Genomic DNA, 20,174 nt, shown 5'->3' on the forward strand with positions numbered 1-20,174 from the left:
CGCGGGCCAGGCAGGTGACCTGATGCCCGCGGCGCAGTGCTTCGGCGGCGATTTCATGGCCCAGCCAGGCGGTACCGCCCAAGACGAGAATCTGCATGGTGCCATCGAACACGTGTTTGGCTCCGAGTGCACGCGATTTTCGCCCTGGCGTGTTCGCTATGCTCCAAAGATGGCCAAACCTGCCGATTTCACACCCCGTATCGACGCCCCGGACCTGGGGCAGATGGCCGACGGCGATGCGTCGGCCTTGGTGCCGGAGGGGCGGGTGGCAGGCCTGCGTTTTGTCAGCGCTGGGCTGGACGGCCAGCGCCTGGCCGGTGTCTCCGTCACGGAGTGCACGTTCGAGGATGTCTCAATGGACGGGGCCGACCTGCGTTCGGCTGGCTTCGTGGACGTGGCCATCGAGCGGATGAACGCCCCGGTGTTCAGCGCGCCCCGTTCGCGGTTCCGGCGGGTCGTGATTGACGGTTCACGGTTCGGTTCAGCCGAGGTGTACGAATCCGAATGGGAATCGGTCGAGTTCCGCAACTGCAAGCTGGACTACGTGAACCTGCGCGGTGCCGAACTCCAGGACGTGCTGTTTACCGGTTGCATCCTTGACGAACTGGATCTGGGCGGCGCTGCCGCCCACCGGTTGGCTTTCGCCGACAGCCGGGTGCGGCGGCTGGACCTGACCGCGGCGAAGCTGAAGCATGTCGACTTGCGCGGCTTGGAGCTGCAGGAATTGGCCGGACTGGAAGGCCTGCGCGGGGCGGCCATGACGCCGTTCCAGATCAGCGAACTTGCTCCCTTGTTCGCGGCCCATTTTGGCATTGTGGAGAAAACATAGCCGGATTCAACACAATTGCCGCGTCAAATTCACCCACAGTTCAGCGTTTTTCTGTTTGTATGGTTTGTAGTGGACCGGACAGCACACGTCCGGCGAGCAGCAGAAGGTAGATGATGGACCTCCGTCAGGCCGAGCATCCACGGCCCAACCACTTCCTACTCCACATCAGCGACACCCACTTGGTGGGCGGCGACGGCCGGCTCTACGGGGCGGTAGACAGCGCAGCACGACTCGAGCAGATCTTCGAGGATCTGCAAGACTCCGGCTCCCGGCCCGAGGCCCTGGTCTTTACCGGCGATCTGGCGGACAAGGGCGAGCCGGAGGCCTACTCCAGACTCCGCAGAATTGTGGAACCGGCGGCAGTGAACCTCGGCGCCCAAGTGATCTGGGCAATGGGCAACCACGACGACCGTTCCGGGATGAAGACCATGCTGCTGGACGAGCCCGCCGGCGCCGAACCCTTGGACCGGGTGTACGACGTCAACGGCCTGCGCGTGATGACGCTGGATTCGACCGTTCCGGGTGCGCATTACGGGCAGCTGGAGGATGACCAGTTGCAGTGGCTGGCCGACGAGCTGGCCGAGCCGGCACCGCACGGAACCATCCTCGCCATGCACCACCCGCCGGTGCCCAGCGTGCAGGACCTGGCGGTGCTGGTGGAGCTGCGCGGCCAGGCCGAACTGGCCGAGGTGCTGCGCGGCAGCGACGTGAACGGGATCATCGCCGGCCACCTGCACTATTCCACCACCGCCACGTTCGCCGGCATTCCGGTCTCGGTTGCCTCGGCGACCTGTTACACCCAGGACCTTGCCGCCGACGCCGGCAGCACCCGCGGCCGCGATGCCGCACAGGCCTACAACATGGTCCACGTCTACGAGGACACCGTGGTCCATTCCGTGGTTCCGGCCCGCGGAGGGCTGCCGGTCGGTCGGCAGGTCACCGCGGCGGAGACCCGGCAGCGGTTGGAGGACGCCGCCGTCGTCATTCCCGACGCCGTACGGCCGGGCCGCGTCCCCTCCCACCTCTGAGGCCGGGCCATCCTGAGCGCACCCTGGTCGGCGCAACCGCAGGGCGGTTCAGTCCCAGCCCGACGTCGGGCGACGGAGGCAGCTTCGGAGCCGCCGGTTAGGCAGACGGCGCCTTCTCCCACGGGGCCCGGAACGGGAAGTAACGGGCCAGGAAGTCTGTCACCACGCGCTGACGTTCCTCAGCGGGAACCTCCGGGAAGCTGCCGTCATTGAGACAGAAGAAGTCCCGGTTGCGCTTCTGCAGCAGCTTCTCCAGCTTCGCCAAACCCGAATACATGGTGGTATCCACGTAGGTGACCTTGGCGCCCGGATTCGTCACCGCCCGTCCGGTCAGCAGGGCGTAGTAGTGGTACAGCGAGTTGGTCACCGAGATGTTGTCCTTGGCGCGGAAGCGGCTGGCCGCGGTGGACTTGAACTCGTCAGCGAATTCTTCTTCCATTTCCAGCAGCACGGATTTGCGCAGCGGCGCCGCGCAGTGCTCCAGATGCCGGGTGGTGATCCGGCCGAAGCGGTCGTACAGCAGCTTGCGGTTCACGCGGGCCGCGTTCTCGAAGCCGGAGCGGTCCAGGTGGTTGTCGCCAAGGCCGATCCGGGTGTCGGCTTCCACGAACTTGGTGATCCCGCCGGGGGAGAAGAACAGGTCCGGGCCGATCGGGCGGCCAAAAAACATGTCGTCGTTGGAGTAGAGGAAATGCTCGCCCAGGCCGTCGATGTGCTGCAGCTGCGCCTCGATGGCCTGTGAGTTGAAAACCGGGAGCACGGAGGGGTCGCGGAAGTGCTCCTCGCTGCGCACCACCTTGATGTCCGGGTGCTCCTCGTCCAGCCAGTCCGGCAGGGGAGAGTCCGTGCAGATGAATATCCGCCGGATCCACGGCGCGAACATGTACACCGAGCGCAGCGCGTACCGCAGTTCGTCGATCTGGCGGAAGCGCGCATCGGCGTCGTCGCCTTCGCCCAGCACGGCGTTTTCCAGGAAGCTGTTGCGATAGCGCTGGTACTCGCGGTTGTTGCCATCCACCCAGGAAAAGACGATGTCGATTTCGAAATCAATGTCCGTGGCGTGGTCGGCGAACATGTTCTCGATCGTGGGCCAGCGGTGCCCGTAGCGCTCCACCTCGCCGCGGACGGCTTCCACGGCCGGCAGCGTGCGCCGGGTCAACGAGTTTTCGATCGGCAGGTGGATCAGCCCGTTGTCCCAACGCCACAACTCCACCTGCACACCGGTGCCCTGGCCGTACCGCAGCCCGCCGGTCGGTTCAATCCGCGGCCGGTACAACCGGATGGCACGCGCACGGTCGCCGTCGGCGAGTTCCCCGTCGGCCACCAACCGGGCGGTTTTCTTCTTCGCGTCCATGGTCAGCGAATAGAACGGCTCGTCCGCGCAGGCAGCCACCAGGGCGGCGCGCAGCTCGTCGCGCTGTTCCCAGTTCACCGCCATCACTGGCCGGGCGTCGTTGCCGCGGACCAGCAGGTAGGGAATCTGCGCGTCATCAAGGACTTTGCGGACAAACAGCAGATCCTCCACCATCGCCTGGTGCGGCGTGAGGGACGTGTTGACCAAAGCGTAAACGCCCTTGACCTTGAGCACATCGGGGCGTTCGGTGAGGCGCACGACGGCGGCGGGCGAGGTGATCTCGACCGTGGACTCGGGTGCGAGGTCGGGTTCGGGCTCGGCGTAGAACGCGTCCTGTGGTGCAGGCATGCTGGTCATTAAACCTCCGGAAACTGGCGGCCCCAGCCGACTGTGGGGCTGGTGCCACCCATGGTGGGATACGGGTGGGCGATTGTTACAAGCAGTGCCGCTGCGGCGGCGGCGCCGCACTACGTGTCAGTAAGGAACCTTACTGCGACGGTACATCGGGTTGCGCCAACCCGCGGCACCGGACGTGCCGGCTGCCGATCGACCGGACCGAGCACCGCCGGGCAGCGGCAAGGATCCGGTGAGCTCATGGCTCACGGGGGCGGAATCGGTGGGCATGGAATCACTTTCTCACCGGCCTTGGCTGGCCACAAGGGCCATGTCGCCTACGGGAAGGACCTGCGGGGCCCTGGCGCCGGGCGGTAGATTTAGAGCACCCGGAACCGCGTTCACAGACCCGGCTCATCCTCAGCACACCTCGACGGAAGCGGGACAGTGGACCAACTGGCACTCATCATTGGACTGCTCTTTGCCACAGTGGTGGCGGTCGGACTGGGCGAAAGGTTGCGGCTGCCCTACCCGGTGCTGATGCTGCTGCTGGCCGTCGCCTTGACCTTCATCCCGGGGTTCCCGGAAATCCACATTGACCCGGAACTAATTCTCCCGCTCTTCCTGCCGCCGCTGCTCTATGCCACCGCACAGCGCAGTTCATGGGCGGTGTTCCGGATCCGCTGGCGCACCATTGTGCTGCTGGCGGTGGCCCTGGTGGCGGTAACCACGGCAGTGGTCGCCGGTGCAGCCTGGTTGATGATCGGCAGCATCGGCCTTCCCGCGGCCATCGCGTTGGGCGCCGTCATGGCACCGCCCGATCCGGTGGCGGTGGAATCCGTAGCCGGCCGGGTCCGGATGCCGCGGCGGCTGATCACGGTGCTGCAGAGCGAAGGCCTGTTCAACGATGCCGCGGCCATCGTGATCTTCCAGGCCGCCGTCGGGGCGGCGCTCTCCGGCAGCGAGATCGGCGTGGGCTTGTTGCCCCAGTTCCTGCTGGGGGCTGCCATTGCCGTCGCAATCGGCATTCTGATGGGCTGGATCACCATGATGACAACCCATTTCGTCACGTCATTGGTGGCCCGCAGCGCGATCACGTTGGTGGTGCCGTTTGCCGCCTACATCCTGGCCGAAGAATTGCACGCGTCAGGGGTGGTGGCGGTGGTGGTGACGGCGTTGGAGATCCAGCGGCGCTCGCGGCCGCAGGATGCCGCCGAGCGGGTGACCCGGCGCGCGTTCTGGGACGTGGTGGAGCTGCTGGCCACGGGGCTGGCCTTTGGGCTAATGGGGCTGGAGATTCGGCAGGTCGTCGTGGAGGAAGGCACCGCCATCTTCGGCATGCTCGGCCTCGCCGTCACGGTGTGCGTCCTGGTCGTCGCGGTGCGTTTCCTGTGGATGGCCGGGCTGGCGTGGCTTGCCCGCGGCAAGGAGGACGCGCTGCCGCCGACGTCAACCAAAGACGTGCTGATCCTGACTTGGTGCGGCATGCGCGGGCTGGCCACGCTGGCGCTGGCGCTGGCCATCCCGGTGACGCTTCCGGACGGCACGGCCTTCGCCGGCCGACACGAGATCCTGGTGGTCGCTTGCGCGGTGCTGCTTGCCACGCTGGTGCTGCCCGGGCTGACCTTGCCCTGGCTGATGCGCGTGCTGAAGGCCCAAGACGGCGGCACCGAAGAACACGAAGCGGCCCGCGTCCTGGCCGGCCGGGCGCAGGAAGCGGCCATCGCCGCGCTTCGCGACTCCGAGCTGATGAAGGATCTGCCGGAGGAAAAGGTGGAAGCGGTCAGGCAACGGATGCACCGGCTCGGCAACGACCTGCTGAGCATGGCCGGCAGCAAGCACCCGAAGCCGCGCAAGGCCGGCCGCGAGGTGCTGGTCACCGCCCAGACCATTGCGCTGAATGCCGCCCGGCAAGAAGTCGTGGCGGCCCGCAGCGAGCCGGACATGGACCCGGAAGTCGTCGACCGCGTGCTGCGGCAACTGGACCTGCGGACCATTTCCCTGCGCTGAAAGAACGACGGCGGAGGGGCGGCTCAGGCGGCAGACCCGGCTTCCTGCCGGGAGGCCAAGCGGTTCCGCCACCAGCCCACGGTCTCCGCCGCGGCCTGGTCCAGCGGGGTCGGCCGGAGACCCAGCAGTTCTTCGCTCTGCGCCGAGGACATCACGAACGGTCGCTCGAACTGGTACGTCATCTCCGCCAGCTCGCGCATCCCCGCTGAAAAGAGGCCCAGGCCGCGCAGCAGCCAGCCCGGAATGGAGCCGACCTTGGGAGCCGGGGTCCCTGCGGCCCGGGCATAAGCCTGCACCATGCCGCGCTGTGTGAGGGCAGGAAGCGTCGGGGCATGCAGCACCGTATCCCACACCTTGCGGTTGCCCGCGGCAGCAATCATGGCGGCCGCCAAATCCGGGACGTAGGTGAACGAGTGCGGCAGGTCCGGCTTGCCCAGCACCCGGACGGTCTTGCCGGACAGCACCAGCGGCACCATGCGCTCGCCGGCGTGTGCATTGAGCACATGCGGGCCGAAGAAATCCGAGGCCACGACGCTCACGGTAGGGGTGGCCGACGCAGCGCGGGCCGCCAGCAGCGCGGTGCGCACGCCACGTTTGCCGCCCTCGGCCCGGCGCGGGCCGTCTTCAGTCATCACCTGATCCGGCCGGTCATAGGAGTAGAGGCTCTCCGGGAAGACAACCACCGCCGCGGCCCGCTGGGCCGCGGCCAGGACATTCTGCTCGGCGCCCGGCAGCTCGGCCTCCCACGCAGTGGCACTGTAGGCGCTGCCGTGAATGCAGTGGAAGATCGCGGCTGCACCGGCGAAGAGTTCGTCCAGTCCATCTGGACGGGAAACGTCTACGGACCGGCGTTCCACCAGTGGGTGGTCCGGACCGCTGCCGGAACGGGTCAGGATCCGGACGCGGTGGCCCTGCCCGGCCAGCTGCTCGGCGACGGTGGTGCCAACCGGGCCAGCGCCGGTGACGATGTAGAGGTTGCTCATGGTGATGTTCCTGTTCATATTTGTGTGCCTCGGCGATTCCGAGAGCACTGCTCTCTGAACCATTGTGGACTTGAGGTCTCCGTCCTGTCAAGAGCAGTGCTCTCGAAAGTTGACAGTGCTCTCAGATGTGCGGAAGGATCGGGTTATGGCAGGCACCCCGCGCGAACGCGCCCGAGAGCAAACCATCAGCGACATCGTCCGGATCGGCCGCGAACAGTTGAGCCAGGTCGGCGCTGCCGCTCTATCGCTGCGCGCCGTGGCCCGTGAACTCGGCGTGGTGTCTTCTGCGGTCTACCGCTACGTGGGCAGCCGGGACGAACTCCTGACCCTGTTGGTGGTGGAGGCCTATAACGAATTGGGCGAGACCGTGGAGCATGCGGTTGCGGCTGCGGGGGACCGCGACGCCGGGGCAAGATTCCGGGCCCTGTGCAGGTCGGTGCGGGAGTGGGGCCTGCGCGAACCGGCCCGCTACGCCCTGTTGTTTGGTTCGCCGGTGCCCGGTTACCAGGCTCCGGCCGAGCGCACCACCGGTCCCGGGATCCGCGTAGTCGTCGCGTTGGTCCGGATGATCGACGACGCCTACCGGGCCGGCGCACTGACGTTTGACCCGGAGGACGCCGGGAAGGAGCCGGCTCGGCGCGACCCGGGGCCGCAAGGTTCCGCGCAGCAGGAGACGGCTCTGCCCGGACCGCTCCACCATGACGTCGCCGCCATCCGCCGCGAGTTTGGCCTGGCCGCTCCCGACGCGCTGATCGCCCGCGGCACCCTGGTTTGGACGGCGCTTTTCGGTGCCGTGAGCTTCGAGGTGTTCGGCCAATACGGGCGGGAAACCTTCACTGATGCCGGGTTGCTGTTTGAACACCACCTGGACGTCCTCGCCAACATCCTCGGCCTGCCCTAGCCCCAGCCCATTCGGCAGCCGACCAAGCGAGCGCCCCGGTGGTCGACCAAGTGAGCGCCCCGGTGGTCGACCAAGCGAGCCCCAGCGAGCGCGTGGAGACCCGCGTGGAGACCAACGTCAGCGCCGCCGTCGTTATTGCAGCCCGTCCGCGCAAAGTTCAGCAAAATTTTCCCCGGAGAGCCCGCCGGGTGGCATACGATCTGTCCATGCCAGATCTTGCCACGTCCATCGGATTGGTGACCGAAGTGCTGACGTGGGCTGCCCTGGTACCGGGTGTGCTGCTGCTGTTGGTGGCCGCGGTGCTGCGGTTAGCCGGAATCCGCTGGCACAGTGCCGACGGCGTGGCGTTCGACGACGGACGACGCCGGGGCGTGCGCTGGTTCGACACCCGGCACGGGTTCCTGGAAGGTGTCTTTCCGGCCGGAACCGGCTCCGACGTGGCAGCGGGCTCGGACGTGCTGGTCTATTACGACGCCCACCGGCCCGACCGGTGGCAGGTGTCCGAGCCGGAGCCGCCGGGCAAAATAGTGCTGCTGCTGGGCAAGATCCTTACCGCTGTGGGCGTGATGTCGGCCATCGTCGGGCTGCTTGCCATGGTGCTTTCCGGCTAAGCCGGGGCGCTGAAAGCCTCTGTCTTGCCCTGCTGGCTTCACGATGATCCGGTCGTCGTCGTACAGCATGTTTGCCCAGGATTTGCCCCGCTGGCGCTCGGCTTCGTTTTGATGCTCACCGGAAGCGGCGGTTAGGGTGGAGGAGGTGCGCCGGGAAGTCTGGTCGGCAATTTCTGTTGTCGACCCTGAGGAGCCGCTGTGGCTACCAAAATTCCTGGACCGTCCGCCAAACCCAAGGTATTGGGCCGCGGGAGCTATGCCGAAGCGCTGCGAATCGGCGAAATCCTGCGGAAGGAGACGGTCGGCGGCGCCTTGCTGGTTTTCGCCGCACTCGTCGCCCTGATCTGGGCAAACTCGCCCGCTGCAGACAGTTACTTCGACCTGCGCGACTTTGCTGTCGGCTATGCGCCTTGGCATCTGGAATTAAGTCTGGGTGCATGGGCCGCCGACGGGTTGCTGGCAGTGTTCTTCTTCCTGGTCGGGCTGGAGCTGAAACGCGAGTTCGTTGCAGGGGACCTCCGCAGCCCACGCAAAGCCATGGTCCCGGTGGCAGCCGCTGCCGGCGGAGTGGTTGTTCCCGCGCTCATCTATGCCGCCATCAACGGGGGCAACCCGGAAACGCTCAATGGCTGGGCGATTCCGACGGCAACGGACATCGCGTTTGCGGTGGCGGTTCTGGCCGTCATCGGCTCGCATCTGCCCAGCGCGCTGCGAATCTTCCTGCTGACCCTCGCGGTGGTGGACGATCTGATCGCGATTGCCATCATCGCCTTTGTCTACACAGAGGAAATCCATTCTTCTGCCCTGCTGCTGGCGCTGATTCCGATCGTCATCTACGCCTTCCTGGTGCAGAAGTTCCGCGCATTCTTCGGCAAGCACCAAATCGCCATGTGGGTCGTCCTGTTGCCGATCGGCCTCGTGGCGTGGGCACTGGTCCACGCCTCCGGTATCCACGCCACCATCGCCGGTGTGGTGCTCGGCTTTACCGTACCGGTGCTGCGCAGCCGGGCCAGCGGAGGGCCGGAGTCGGGTCCTGGCCTCGCCGAAATATTCGAGCATCGGGTCCGGCCGGTGTCGGCGGGATTTGCGGTCCCCGTGTTCGCCTTCTTCTCCGCCGGCGTGGCCATCGGCGGTGTCGAAGGCTTTGTCTCAGCACTGGGCGATTCCGTCGCCATCGGCATCATTGCCGGCCTGTTGCTGGGCAAGCCGATCGGTATCGTCGGGACCACCTGGTTGATGAGCAAGCTGACCAAAGCCGAACTGGATAAGTCATTCAAATGGGTCGATCTGCTGGGAATTTCCGTGCTGGCCGGCATCGGCTTCACCGTCTCACTGCTGGTGGGCGAGCTCAGCTTCGGCTTGGGCACTCCGGCGAATGATCATGCCAAGGTTGCGATTCTTGCGGCGTCGCTGTTGGCAGCGTTGCTCGCTTCGGTGGTGTTGCGTTCCCGCAACCGGCACTACCGGCAGATCGAGGCGGAGGAGCGGATCGACGCAGACCACGACGGCATCCCGGATGTTTATCAGCGAGACGGCAACGTCTGAGAACGCTTCGGAACCTTCGCTGACTAGGTCCGGCTCCCGCTACCAGGCCCGGACCGGCCTGGGCTGCCAGCTGCCCACCCGCCGTCGTCCTTAATGCCACATCTACTCAGCTTTGCCGGCTTCCCCTATGGTGGGGGCATGGAAGAGGTCGTCCTGGTGGGATTCGACGGCTCGGAAACCAGTGGCCGGGCACTGGACTGGGCACTGTCCGAGGCTCGATCCCGGGGCTGGCGGGTGCGGCTGGTCACGGTGATTTCGGCCGCCGGCGTTGACGATCCGCAAGTGGACCACCAGTACCTTGCCTCCGCCCGGCGCGGCGGGGAAGGCGTGCTGCAGACCGCGCTGGACCGAGCCGGAGCCATGGGGCTGCAGGCCGAAGGGCACGTTGTCTCCGGGGACCCGAGCGAGGTGCTGGTGGACGAGACGGCGTCCGCAGGCTTGGCCGTGGTGGGCAAACGCGGCCGGGGCGGCTTCGCAGGCCGGCTGTTGGGCAGTGTCTCCTCCGGGCTGGCAGCTCACGGGGAGTGCCCCACCGTGGTGGTGCCGGAGCGGTGGGCGCCCGGGACGACGGCCGCGGAGATCTCCGATGAGGCTGCTGCGGCGCTGCCCGGCGGGCCGGTGCCGTGGCTGGTCCCGTCGCCGCAGGGCGGAACGGACCAGGGGCTGCATCCGCCGGACCCCAACGAAAAGTTCAGCTATGCCGGACAAGTGGTGGTCGGCGTCGACGCCGCGGGCAGCTCGAATCCGGCCGTGTGGGCAGCCGCCGAAACAGCCAGCCGGCATGCCATTCCGCTGCGGATGGTGTCCGCCCGGGCGCCGTTCTACCGCGACTCGCTCTGGCTGGACAATGTGGCGGGAGCGCAGCGGTTCCGCGAGGAGGTCACCGCCGAACTGGACACTGCACTGGGCGAAGTCCGGGACCGCTATCCGGAGCTGGATGCCAGTTGGAACTTCTATGTCATGAAACCCGCCGAGGCGCTGGTCCATGCCACCCGAACTGCCGAATTGATGGTGCTGGGCACCCGCGGCCACGGCGGCTTTCCGGGTCTGTTGCTCGGCTCGGTCAGCCAGGCCGTGCTGCACCACGGAGTGTGCCCGATGATGGTGGTTCCCAGGGGAGTGCAGGCCTAGCCGGTGCCGGCCGCGCCGGGCGCCCGGTAGCCGACTTCACCTGCCATCCGCAAGGCATCGAGGGTCTCATCGACGGTCAGCAGCACCGTTGTCTCGAAGGAGCTCATCGCGCCGCCTCCGCTGATGGCCAGCGCCACTGCGGCCATGGAGACGTTGTCCGGTGCCTCCCAGAGGTTGTATCCGTCGTGCGTGCCGAAGGCGTACCAAAAGCCGTGCAGCTTCCCGCCGACGGATTCGATGTAGGCCTTGGCGGCTTTCCCCCGGTCCTCCGGGTTGTGGATCATTCTGGCCCAGACCTCCGGGGTGTAGCTGAACTTCGATAGATAGAGCGCCATTGTCTTTCCTCTCGAATTGTTTTGGCCCGGAGCTGGCGGACGGTCAGACTTTGACGGACCGGCGTCCGCGCCGCAGTGCCGCGGTGAACGTTGAAACGGCATGGCTGGGCACCGCCTGGGCCGCCACGAATCCATCCGGCCGCACCAGATACAGCTGCTCCGGATCCAGCCTGGTGTTCCCAGCGCGCGGCAGCACATGCATGGTCAACCCCAGCGCTGCCTGCACATGATTGACGACGGCGGGGCCGGGCTCACCGTAGGAGTGCACCTGCCACTGCAGGCTGCGCAGCGTGTCGAAGTTGCTGCCCGCGTACGGCAGCCGCCGACCGACCACTTTGCCGCGCCGGCCGCCGGCCGCTTCCTTAGCGTCCGCGGTCATCCAGTAGTGAATCCGGGTCTGTGACAGGTAGCCGAACATGCGGGAGGCACCCGCGGTCCGCGGCACCACGCGGGTGACCACCGGGATCAGGAACTGCAGCACCCATTTCCGGGCAGCGATGGCCCAGGGCGCCGTGGACGTGACGAACCCGAAGACCCGGTCGGTGGTCTGCAGCAGCCGCACCGCCACCGGCCGCCGCTCGGCCTGGTAGCGGTCCAGGTAAGCGTCTGCCGCCTGCCCGCTCAGTACATCGGCGAATTTGAAGGCCAGATTGTGGGCATCCTGCAGGCCGGTATTCATGCCCTGCGCGCCCACAGGGGAGTGGACGTGCGCGGCGTCCCCGGCGAGGAACACCGGGCCGTCGCGGAACTGCCCGGCGATCCGGTGATGCACGCGATAAGTGGAGAACCAGTTCGACCCGCCGTAGCCGACGTCGAACTTGTCAGCCAAACGCCCTCGGATGGCCTCCTCCGAAACGTTCGCGCCGCCGTCGTTGTTGTGTCCCTGGGCACCCAAGGCGGCGTCGCCGACCACGCCAATGAGCCGCTCGTGGCCGGGGCCCGTCATAGGGAAGCCCAGCAGGAACTCGTCCATGCCGGCCCGGATGTTGATTGCTTCATCGGTCAGGCCGCGGACATCGGTGGCGTCGCAGACGAAGAAGGTGTGCGGACTGGTCGATCCCTCGAAGCTGATGCCGCGGCTGGTGCGCACCGTGGAGGAGGCGCCGTCCGCCCCGACACAATAGCGAGCACGGACCACGGCCTGGCCCGCCGGGCCGGTCAGTCTGGCCTGGACGGGGTAGTCCGGCTGCGTGCCGCTGTCCACAATGTCCAGCTCGGCCAGCCGGCACTCCCAGAGCACTTCGCCGCCCAGAGCCTTCAGGTTCCGCAGCAGCAGCTCTTCGTTCTTGCTCTGCTCGTAGAACATGATGCCCGGGAACGGTGTGATGCCGCGGCCCATCCTGCCCAGCGGGATCCGGCCGCGAGGCTTCGGGCCGAACCCGATGACGGCTGCTTCGGCCAGGTTCCCTTCGGCCACAATGGTGCCGGCCAGGTCCAGTTGGTCGTAGATTTCCATGCTGCGTGCCTGCACGCCCAGTGCCCGCGATTCCCGGGTGGGCCCCGACTTGCCGTCGGCGACGATGTGCTTGATGTGCAGCTTGGCCAGCCAGTTGGCGAGCATGAGCCCTGTGGGACCGGCCCCGATGACCAGCACGTCGGTCTGAAGTTCGGCTGCCATGGCGGTACCTCCTGCACCGAGCGTACCGCTGGCGATGCGGCAGCGGCAGGGGCTTTGGCGGGGGAGGGCAGCACTGCTGACCACGGGCCGCCGGTAGAATTGATCGTTCCCCCACCAGAAGATCGGAGCCCCCTGGTGCCCACCACGACCGCGCAGCCGGACCTGACTCCCGAAGAACGCCAGTCCGTGCTGCGGACGCTCAAATCGCCGCGGCTGCTGAAGACCGAAGTGCTCGGCGGGCTGGTGGTGGCGCTGGCGCTGATCCCGGAAGCCATCGCGTTCTCCATCATCGCCGGCGTCGATCCGCGCATCGGGCTGTTCGCGTCCTTCACCATGGCGGTATCCATCGCCTTCCTGGGCGGCCGACCGGCGATGATCTCCGCGGCTACCGGTGCGGTGGCGCTGGTGATCGCCCCGGTGGTGGACAGCCACGGACTGGACTATCTGGTGGCAGCCGTGATCCTGGCCGGGGTGTTGCAAGTGCTGCTGGCGCTGCTCGGCGTGGCCAAGCTGATGCGGTTCATCCCGCGGCAGGTCATGGTGGGCTTCGTCAACGCCCTGGCGATCTTGGTGTTCATGGCGCAGGTTCCCGAGCTTCTGGGCGTTCCGTGGCTGGTGTACCCACTGACCGCCTTGGCGCTGGTGATTGTTTTTGGCCTGCCGAAATTGACCAGCGCGGTGCCGGCGCCGCTGGTGGCGATTGTGGTGCTGACGCTGATCACGGTGTTCGCGTCCGTTGCCGTGCCGACGGTAGGGGACAAGGGTGAGCTGCCGGACAGCCTGCCCGCCCTGTTCTTCCCCCAGGTGCCGCTGTCCTGGGACACCTTCGGCGTCATCTTCCCGTATGCCCTGGCCATGGCCTTCGTAGGCCTGCTCGAATCACTTATGACGGCCAAGCTGGTGGATGACATCACCGACACCCGTTCATCCAAGACCCGGGAGTCGTGGGGTCAGGGAGCGGCCAACATCATCACCGGCTTCTTTGGCGGGATGGGTGGCTGCGCGATGATCGGCCAGACCATGATCAATGTCCGGGCTTCGGGGAGCCGGACGCGGATCTCCACCTTCCTGGCCGGCGTGTTCCTGCTGATCCTGGTAGTGGTTCTGGGTGACGTGGTGGCGCTGATCCCGATGGCCGCTCTGGTGGCGGTGATGATCTTCGTGTCCTGGGCGACGTTCGACTGGCACAGCATCAAGCCCTCGACCTTGAAGATGATGCCGAAGAGCGAGACCGCCGTCATGCTGGTCACCGTCGTCGCCACCGTGGCCACCCACAACCTGGCCGTCGGTGTGGGCCTCGGTGTGCTGACCGCCATGGTGCTCTTCGCCAACCGGGTGTCGCATCTGGTGACGGTGGAGCGGACCGTGCTGGAGCTGAACGGCGAAGAGACCGCTACGTATGTGGTCGACGGCGAGTTGTTCTTCGCGTCCTCGAACGACCTCTACACCCAGTTCGACTATGCGCTGGACCCTGACAAGGTGGTCATCGACATGCACGCCTCGCACCTCTGGGATGCCTCCACGGTGGCGGCGCTCGATGCGATCACCGAGAAGTACCGGCACCACGGAAAAGAAGTCCGGATCATCGGGCTGAACTCGGCCAGTGTGGCCATGCGCGAACGGATGGCCGGCAAACTCAACGGCTGACCCGGGCGGTTGTCCGGCCTTTTGGCGGCTCACCGCTCCACGGCTGCCACAACGGCGTATTCTAGGGGCACTCCGGTTCGGATAGTGCCGGACTGCGCAGGGACAGGAGGCCAGCATGAGCGACCAGCTAACCCAGGATGAGGTAGCGCATTTCGCTGCCTTGCTGGATGCCCGGGAAGCGTCCGACCGGGCACAAGTTGAACGTCTCACCGTGGACATTGCCGAAGTCACCGCGGCGACCCGCGACATCCCGGCCGACGACGAGCACGACCCCGAAGGTTCAACAGCCACACTGGAACGGGCCCGCGAAGTAGCGCTGCTGGTCAGCACGGAAAAGGCGCTGGCCAACATCGCTGCTGCCCGCGAACGGCTGGAGGACGGAACCTACGGCCGGTGCACGTCGTGCGGCAACCCGATCCCGCGCGAACGCCTGGAGATCAGGCCCGAAGCGCAGTACTGCGTCACCTGCGCCGCGAAACAGCGCAGCTGAAGCGGCCACACTGCTTAGCGGGTGAGGCGCCGCGCCAGCGGCTGAGGCAACGCGCCAGTTCGTTGGCAGATGTTATTACGCCTTCGCGCCACTCCGGGCCGGGCGAGGTCTGGACCCCTGCGGGACGGAGTGGCTTGGACCCCTGCGGGACGGGCGAGGTCTGGCCTCGAGGCAGCCTGACCGAATTCCCCAGCTATCGGCGGGCCGCCGTATCCTCCTCCGGGACAGCACGACGTCGGTGCCCCGCCTTCCGTAAGCGGGGCACCGACGTCGTTGTGCGATGCTGTGCTACTTTGAGGGAGAAAGTGCGGATTTGATCGATCTGTGGGAGGCCCGGCCATGCTGGCACCGGAACGGCGGCGCTATGTGCTGCAGGAACTCAGCGTCCGTGAAACCGTGCGCGTTTCCGAAGTGGCCCAAGCGCTGAACGTATCCGAGATGACCGTGCGCCGGGACATCGAGGCGCTCGACGGCGAGGGCGTGCTGCGCAAGGTGCACGGCGGAGCCACCCGGCTGCGGGGAACGCAGGAGGCGGAGCCGGGGTTCAGCGTCAACCTTGGCCGGCAGCGGCAGGCGAAGCTGGCCATCGGCCGGGCCGCCCGGGAACTGCTGCGGCCCGGGGCCACGATTGCGATCTCGGCCGGCACCACCACGTATTGCCTGGCCGGTCTGCTGGCCGGGCTGGAGGGGCTGACGGTGGTCACGAATTCGCTGACCGGGGCGGACGTGGCCCGGCGCTCCACCGGCGGCGAAGCGACCGTGATCCTGACCGGCGGGGAGCGCACGCCGTCGGAAGCGCTGGTGGGCCCGGTTGCCACCGCCGCGATCCGGTCGCTGCACGTGGACGTGTGCTTTTTGGGGGTGCACGGCATCCACCCGGACGGCGGGCTCAGCACGCCCAACCTGGCGGAGGCGGACACGAACGCCGCCCTCGCCGAGTCGGCCGACCGGCTGGTGGTGCTGGCCGACCACACCAAGTTCGGTATTCGTGCGCTCGCGCCGATCGTCCCGCTGGCCGCGGTGGACACGCTGATCACCGACGCCGGCATCCCGGACGAGGTCCGGTCGCGCTATGCCGAACTTGGCGTCAACCTGCTGGTGGCCTCCGAAACGGGGGAACCGGCGTGACGGAACAGGATGCGCCCGTGGCGGGCACCGCCGTCGTTGTTCCGGAAGCGGAGCCGGTCCCCGCCGTGACCAGTACCCGGCTGGCGGACGGGCGGGAACTGCTGTATTTCGACGACGGTGCGCAGCCGGTTCCGCGGACCGCACAGGACACCCGGGAGCTTCCCGAACGGCCGCCCGCCGGCGAGCTGCGGTACGACGTGCTGACCGGGGAGTGGGTGGCGCTGGCCGCGCACCGGCAGACCCGCACCTACTTGCCGCCGGCCGACGCCTGCCCGCTGTGCCCCAGCACGCCCGACTACGCCTCCGAGATTCCGGCTGCGGACTATGACGTGGCCGTATTCGAGAACCGGTTTCCCTCGCTCGGTCCGGACCTGCTGGCGGTGCCGGAACACCCGACCTGGGGCCGGTCTTACACCGCCGGCGGACGCTGCGAGGTGGTCTCCTTCACCTCGGCGCACACCGGCTCGTTCACCGGACTGGACACCCGCCGGGTGCGGACCGTGATCGACGCGTGGGCGCACCGGACCGCCGCGCTGAGCAGGATGGACGGGGTGGCACAGGTGTTCTGCTTCGAGAACCGCGGTGCGCAGATCGGCGTCACGCTGCACCATCCGCACGGACAGATTTATGCCTACTCGTACCTGCCGCCGCGCGGGGCGGTGATGGCGGCGGCCGCGAAGCAGCACTTTGCCGCGTCCGGAGGGCGGGAGACGCTGACCGGATCGGTGCTGGCGAAGGAGCGTTCCGACGGCTCGCGGATGGTGCTCGAGGGTGAACATTTCAGCGCCTACGTGCCGTTCGCCGCGCGCTGGCCGCTGGAGGTGCATCTGGTGCCGCACCGGCAGGTGGCGGACCTGGCCGGGCTCACCGGCGCCGAGCGGGACGAGCTGGCGGAGCTGTACCCGCAGCTGCTGGGACGCTTCGACGCGCTCTACGACAGCCCCACGCCCTACATCGCCGCGTGGCATCAGGCGCCCGTGGATCCGGCGCTGCGCGAATCCGGCTACCTGCACCTGCAGCTGACCTCGCCGCGCCGGGCGGCGGACAAGCTCAAGTATCTGGCCGGCTCCGAGGCGGCGATGGGTGCCTTCATCAACGACACACTGCCCGAACAGGTCGCGGCGGCGCTGCGGGCGGCCGCCGGCGGGGCCGATGCGGATGCCGGCAAAGCCGGTGTGATCGCTGGCGGAACTGATGCGGCCGGCGCCGGGGCTGATGCGGACGGCGACGGGGCTGATGAGGACGCCGCCCGGGCTGGCACCGACACTGGGAGCGGGCAGTGAGCGCCGAGGCCCTGGCCGCCCGCACCGCAGACGCGTTCGCCGCTCGGTTCGGCCGCACGCCGGCCGGAGTGTGGGCCGGACCCGGACGGGTGAACCTGATCGGCGAGCACACCGACTACAACGGCGGCTTTGTGCTGCCGTTTGCCATCGACAAAACAACGACGGCGGCGCTCGCGGTCCGTGGCGACCGCACCGTGCGGGTTGCCTCCGCCCTGTCCGGGACCGAAGCCGTGGAAGTCGACCTGGATGGCCTGCGCCCCGGGGCCGTGACCGGCTGGGCTGCCTATCCGCTGGGCGTGGCCTGGGCACTGGAGCAGGCCGGGGTGCGGCTTCCCGGTTTCGACCTGCTGGTGGACTCCGACGTGCCGGTGGGCGCCGGACTGTCCTCGTCCGCGGCGCTCGAGTGTGCCGTGGCGGTAGGTCTGGTTGAACTGGCTGGGCTGGATGGCTCGGTTGAGCTGGGAGGCTTCGCTGAGCCGGGTGGACCGGGTGGACCGGGTGGACCGAGCGGATCGGCTGGACCGGGCGGACCCGGTGGACGGGCTGGACTGGCTGGACTGGACCGGCGGGCGCTGGCCGCCGTCGGCCGCCGGGCCGAGAACGACATGGTCGGCGCCCCGACCGGCATCATGGACCAGTACGCCTCCCTCTTTGGTGCCGCCGGATCCGCCGTCTTCCTGGACTGCCGCAGCGAAGAGGTGCAGCTGGTACCGCTGGAGTTGGACGCCGCCGGCCTGGTCTGCCTGGTCCTGGACACCAAGGTTTCGCACGCCCACGCCACCGGTGACTATGCCCGCCGCCGCGACTCCTGCACCCGGGCGGCGGATGCCCTGGGTGTGCCGCTGCTGCGCGACGTGCCGCTGGACCGGCTGCCGGAAGCACAGCAGTTGCTCGACGAAGAGACGTTCCGCCGCGCCCGACATATCGTGACCGAGAACCAGCGCGTGGTGGAGACCGTAAACGCGTTGCGCTCCGAGGGGCCTGCGGCCATCGGCCGGCTGCTCGACGCCAGCCACGTTTCCATGCGCGACGACTTCGAAATCTCCTGTCCCGAGCTCGACCTGGCCGTGGAGACCGCCCAGGTCAACGGCGCGCTCGGTGCCCGGATGACCGGCGGGGGATTCGGCGGGTCCGCTATCGCTCTGGTCCCGAAGGAGGCGGTGGACGCGGTGCGGGATGCGGTCTTGCGGGCTTTCGCTTCGCGCGGCTTCCGGCAACCCGAGCTGTTCACCGTGCTCCCGGCGGACGGAGCCCGCCGGCTGCTGTAGGCCGGTCTGCACGGGCATCTGGCCGGCCAGCCCGGCCTAGAGCGTGGCGGCAATCAATGGAAACCCGGAGGGGATGTCCGAAGTCCCTTGGAACCGCCCGGGTGGGCCAGACGGCCAGCAGGCAGAAGGCGAATATGGCCAGTGATCCCAACAGGGCGACCGCCGCTGCCGCCGGTGCCGTCCGCTGGGCAGGCGGCAAAGAGCCCCGCACTTCGGCTCTGCAAAGCGCCAGCCACCCTTTCGCCGTGCCGTCACTCGGCATAGGCTCAATTCAGGTGGAATCGATTAACCATCAGGAGTATCAGAGATCCGGCCTTCTGTAGAGACCGAAGAGCCCGCAGGGTCTTGGCCTCGTTCGGACCGTGAAGGAGGAGATGCAGATGAGTGATCCCGGCGCGGCGGTTGTCATCGAAGACGACGTGGACACCCGCAACTTAGTTTGTGCGGTCCTGCTGCAGTCTGGGTTTGATGTCCACGCTGCAACAGGGGGCCGAGAAGGAATTGAAGCGGTTCGACGGCGAATTACCAGCGTGGTCACGCTGGACATCGGGTTGCCGGACATCGACGGCTTTGAAGTACTCCGGCGCATCCGCCAATTCAGCAACTGCTACGTGGTGATGGTGACCAGCAGGAATGACGAGCTGGACACCCTCACAGCCCTGCAACTGGGAGCCGACGACTACGTCACCAAACCGTTCCGGCCACGTGAACTGCGCGCTAGGATCCACGCAATGCTCCGCCGCCCGCGAACTCCACATCCGTTGGAGCTGTCCGCCGGAAGTACCGCGGCGGCCCCCCTGGCGCCGACCGCTCACCAGAATATCCTTGAGCACAACGGGCTCGCCCTCGACTCAGACAAGCGCACGGCTTCTCTTGACGGGGAGGAGTTGCGTCTCACCAGGAGCGAGTTCAACGTCCTTCAGGAGATGCTGCGCAGCGCCGGCGCTGTGCGGTCCAAGGCCCAACTCGTTAAGGTCGTTCGTGGCGACTACTACCCAGAAGACTCCTACATCAGCGAAGCTGACGAGCGGGCGATCGAAGTTCACGTAGGCAATCTCCGCCGCAAGCTGAAGGAAGACCCACACCGCCCGCGTTGGCTGGTTACGGTACGGGGAGTCGGCTACCGTCTGGCGCCTGAGCGGCGAACTTAACGGAGCGGTCTCCGTCGTCGAGCGCCTTCCGGAGCTCGTTCACCGTCTCGGTGCCGCAGCGATCGATCAGAGGCAGAGCCGCGGTGGCCGCTGTGTAGTCCCCGGCCCGGACGTGGGATTCGACTTGGCTGGAGAACCCTGCCAATTGACTGGCGCCCACCATCATTGATGAGGTCTTTATGCTGAGGACTGCATCGAGGGAATCGGCCCGATCCTGACTCTCCAGGGCGGTCTCGAGGCACTGGAAGCGTGTATGCCAGGCATCGGCAAAGTCTCGGACCAACGCCTGGGCGATGCCTTGGTCAGCCAGCCCTTCGCCTAGTTCCTCGACCACCGATCGGTCAACCAAGGGCAGCAATTGGCACTGGCCGGAAGGCATCATGACGGACTCAGTGCGAGATCCAATCGGTTCCGGAGCTATCGGGTCAGTGAGCGGTGGTGGTTGTGGCGGGGTGGACATTTTTCGAGACTACTTTCTGACTGCTGGAGGTACTCCGGTACTTCCGGATTCCTTGGGTAATGCTGCGGC

At 67.1% G+C, this 20,174-nt stretch carries 18 protein-coding genes; 13 read left to right on the forward strand and 5 right to left on the reverse strand.

What is annotated here, in order from left to right:
- Nucleotides 1–169: 169 nt before the first annotated feature.
- Together ACMX2H_RS15285 and ACMX2H_RS15290 are read left to right on the forward strand one after the other, a co-directional pair.
- Nucleotides 170–829 carry a pentapeptide repeat-containing protein gene (locus tag ACMX2H_RS15285; RefSeq protein WP_414961602.1) on the forward strand — a complete coding sequence of 220 codons (660 nt, stop codon included), beginning with the start codon at nt 170–172 and terminating at the stop codon, nt 827–829.
- Nucleotides 830–942: 113 nt separating this feature from the next.
- Nucleotides 943–1,857 carry a phosphodiesterase gene (locus tag ACMX2H_RS15290; protein WP_414961665.1) on the forward strand — a complete coding sequence of 305 codons (915 nt, stop codon included), beginning with the start codon at nt 943–945 and terminating at the stop codon, nt 1,855–1,857.
- A gap of 97 nt (nt 1,858–1,954) precedes the next feature.
- On the opposite strand, the gene ACMX2H_RS15295 is transcribed toward ACMX2H_RS15290, so the two are convergent.
- The gene (locus tag ACMX2H_RS15295; protein WP_414961603.1) at nt 1,955–3,559 is read right to left on the reverse strand and encodes a stealth conserved region 3 domain-containing protein; all 1,605 of its coding nucleotides are present in this window, start codon (nt 3,557–3,559) and stop codon (nt 1,955–1,957) included.
- A 432-nt stretch (nt 3,560–3,991) separates the two neighbouring features.
- Between ACMX2H_RS15295 and ACMX2H_RS15300 the strand changes: the two genes are divergently transcribed.
- Nucleotides 3,992–5,554, forward strand: a complete 1,563-nt coding sequence (locus ACMX2H_RS15300; protein ID WP_414961605.1) for a cation:proton antiporter — start codon at nt 3,992–3,994, stop codon at nt 5,552–5,554.
- Nucleotides 5,555–5,577: 23 nt separating this feature from the next.
- Here ACMX2H_RS15300 and ACMX2H_RS15305 read toward each other — a convergent pair whose 3' ends face one another.
- On the reverse strand, nt 5,578–6,537 hold the full coding sequence (locus ACMX2H_RS15305) for an NAD-dependent epimerase/dehydratase family protein (protein WP_414961607.1): 960 nt from the start codon (nt 6,535–6,537) through the stop codon (nt 5,578–5,580).
- Nucleotides 6,538–6,682: 145 nt separating this feature from the next.
- Here ACMX2H_RS15305 and ACMX2H_RS15310 point away from each other — a divergent pair, with 145 nt between their 5' ends.
- From ACMX2H_RS15310 to ACMX2H_RS15325, 4 genes are all read left to right on the forward strand, one after another.
- Nucleotides 6,683–7,438, forward strand: a complete 756-nt coding sequence (locus tag ACMX2H_RS15310) for a TetR/AcrR family transcriptional regulator (protein WP_414961609.1) — start codon at nt 6,683–6,685, stop codon at nt 7,436–7,438.
- Between the two features lie 206 nt (nt 7,439–7,644).
- Nucleotides 7,645–8,049 carry a hypothetical protein gene (locus ACMX2H_RS15315; RefSeq protein WP_414961610.1) on the forward strand — a complete coding sequence of 135 codons (405 nt, stop codon included), beginning with the start codon at nt 7,645–7,647 and terminating at the stop codon, nt 8,047–8,049.
- Between the two features lie 198 nt (nt 8,050–8,247).
- Nucleotides 8,248–9,594, forward strand: coding sequence for a Na+/H+ antiporter NhaA (gene nhaA / locus ACMX2H_RS15320; protein WP_414961612.1), 1,347 nt, complete (start codon nt 8,248–8,250; stop codon nt 9,592–9,594).
- Nucleotides 9,595–9,732: 138 nt separating this feature from the next.
- Nucleotides 9,733–10,725: a universal stress protein gene (locus tag ACMX2H_RS15325; RefSeq protein ID WP_414961614.1), complete on the forward strand. Its 993-nt coding sequence runs from the start codon at nt 9,733–9,735 to the stop codon at nt 10,723–10,725.
- Here ACMX2H_RS15325 and ACMX2H_RS15330 read toward each other — a convergent pair.
- Complete coding sequence (locus tag ACMX2H_RS15330; RefSeq protein ID WP_414961616.1) at nt 10,722–11,060, reverse strand: GYD domain-containing protein; 339 nt, start codon at nt 11,058–11,060, stop codon at nt 10,722–10,724. The genes ACMX2H_RS15325 and ACMX2H_RS15330 overlap by 4 nt on opposite strands.
- 43 nt (nt 11,061–11,103) lie before the next feature.
- Entirely contained in the window at nt 11,104–12,678 is a 1,575-nt protein-coding gene (locus ACMX2H_RS15335; RefSeq protein WP_414961618.1) for an FAD-dependent monooxygenase, read from the reverse strand.
- A gap of 135 nt (nt 12,679–12,813) precedes the next feature.
- On the opposite strand from ACMX2H_RS15335, the gene ACMX2H_RS15340 reads away from it, so the two are divergent.
- The 6 genes from ACMX2H_RS15340 to ACMX2H_RS15365 all read left to right on the forward strand — a co-directional run bounded on the left by ACMX2H_RS15340 (nt 12,814) and on the right by ACMX2H_RS15365 (nt 19,645).
- Nucleotides 12,814–14,325, forward strand: coding sequence for a SulP family inorganic anion transporter (locus ACMX2H_RS15340; protein WP_414961620.1), 1,512 nt, complete (start codon nt 12,814–12,816; stop codon nt 14,323–14,325).
- A 115-nt stretch (nt 14,326–14,440) separates the two neighbouring features.
- Nucleotides 14,441–14,815: a TraR/DksA family transcriptional regulator gene (locus ACMX2H_RS15345; protein WP_414961622.1), complete on the forward strand. Its 375-nt coding sequence runs from the start codon at nt 14,441–14,443 to the stop codon at nt 14,813–14,815.
- A gap of 339 nt (nt 14,816–15,154) precedes the next feature.
- Complete coding sequence (locus ACMX2H_RS15350) at nt 15,155–15,943, forward strand: DeoR/GlpR family DNA-binding transcription regulator (RefSeq protein ID WP_414961623.1); 789 nt, start codon at nt 15,155–15,157, stop codon at nt 15,941–15,943.
- Between the two features lie 65 nt (nt 15,944–16,008).
- Nucleotides 16,009–17,226, forward strand: coding sequence for a galactose-1-phosphate uridylyltransferase (gene galT, locus ACMX2H_RS15355; RefSeq protein WP_414961667.1), 1,218 nt, complete (start codon nt 16,009–16,011; stop codon nt 17,224–17,226).
- The gene (locus ACMX2H_RS15360) at nt 17,223–18,494 is read left to right on the forward strand and encodes a galactokinase (RefSeq protein WP_414961625.1); all 1,272 of its coding nucleotides are present in this window, start codon (nt 17,223–17,225) and stop codon (nt 18,492–18,494) included. Before galT ends, ACMX2H_RS15360 begins: the two co-directional genes overlap by 4 nt.
- Before the next feature lie 380 nt (nt 18,495–18,874).
- The gene (locus ACMX2H_RS15365) at nt 18,875–19,645 is read left to right on the forward strand and encodes a response regulator transcription factor (RefSeq protein WP_414961627.1); all 771 of its coding nucleotides are present in this window, start codon (nt 18,875–18,877) and stop codon (nt 19,643–19,645) included.
- Here ACMX2H_RS15365 and ACMX2H_RS15370 read toward each other — a convergent pair.
- On the reverse strand, nt 19,596–20,105 hold the full coding sequence (locus ACMX2H_RS15370) for an Hpt domain-containing protein (RefSeq protein WP_414961628.1): 510 nt from the start codon (nt 20,103–20,105) through the stop codon (nt 19,596–19,598). The genes ACMX2H_RS15365 and ACMX2H_RS15370 overlap by 50 nt on opposite strands.
- Between the last annotated feature and the right edge of the window lie 69 nt (nt 20,106–20,174).

Origin of the sequence: Arthrobacter sulfonylureivorans (assembly GCF_047607445.1) — a bacterium.
In the GTDB taxonomy this organism is placed as follows: Bacteria; Actinomycetota; Actinomycetes; order Actinomycetales; family Micrococcaceae; genus Crystallibacter; species Crystallibacter sulfonylureivorans_A.

Excerpts from the sequence above, each read along its gene's own strand:
- ACMX2H_RS15285 (WP_414961602.1), top strand. The coding sequence starts at position 170 with ATGGCCAAACCTGCCGATTTCACACCCCGTATCGACGCCCCGGACCTG.
- ACMX2H_RS15290 (WP_414961665.1), top strand. The coding sequence starts at position 943 with ATGGACCTCCGTCAGGCCGAGCATCCACGGCCCAACCACTTCCTACTC.
- ACMX2H_RS15295 (WP_414961603.1), bottom strand. The coding sequence starts at position 3,559 with ATGCCTGCACCACAGGACGCGTTCTACGCCGAGCCCGAACCCGACCTC.
- ACMX2H_RS15305 (WP_414961607.1), bottom strand. The coding sequence starts at position 6,537 with ATGAGCAACCTCTACATCGTCACCGGCGCTGGCCCGGTTGGCACCACC.
- ACMX2H_RS15310 (WP_414961609.1), top strand. The coding sequence starts at position 6,683 with ATGGCAGGCACCCCGCGCGAACGCGCCCGAGAGCAAACCATCAGCGAC.
- ACMX2H_RS15315 (WP_414961610.1), top strand. The coding sequence starts at position 7,645 with ATGCCAGATCTTGCCACGTCCATCGGATTGGTGACCGAAGTGCTGACG.
- ACMX2H_RS15325 (WP_414961614.1), top strand. The coding sequence starts at position 9,733 with ATGGAAGAGGTCGTCCTGGTGGGATTCGACGGCTCGGAAACCAGTGGC.
- ACMX2H_RS15330 (WP_414961616.1), bottom strand. The coding sequence starts at position 11,060 with ATGGCGCTCTATCTATCGAAGTTCAGCTACACCCCGGAGGTCTGGGCC.
- ACMX2H_RS15335 (WP_414961618.1), bottom strand. The coding sequence starts at position 12,678 with ATGGCAGCCGAACTTCAGACCGACGTGCTGGTCATCGGGGCCGGTCCC.
- ACMX2H_RS15345 (WP_414961622.1), top strand. The coding sequence starts at position 14,441 with ATGAGCGACCAGCTAACCCAGGATGAGGTAGCGCATTTCGCTGCCTTG.
- ACMX2H_RS15350 (WP_414961623.1), top strand. The coding sequence starts at position 15,155 with ATGCTGGCACCGGAACGGCGGCGCTATGTGCTGCAGGAACTCAGCGTC.
- ACMX2H_RS15365 (WP_414961627.1), top strand. The coding sequence starts at position 18,875 with ATGAGTGATCCCGGCGCGGCGGTTGTCATCGAAGACGACGTGGACACC.
- ACMX2H_RS15370 (WP_414961628.1), bottom strand. The coding sequence starts at position 20,105 with ATGTCCACCCCGCCACAACCACCACCGCTCACTGACCCGATAGCTCCG.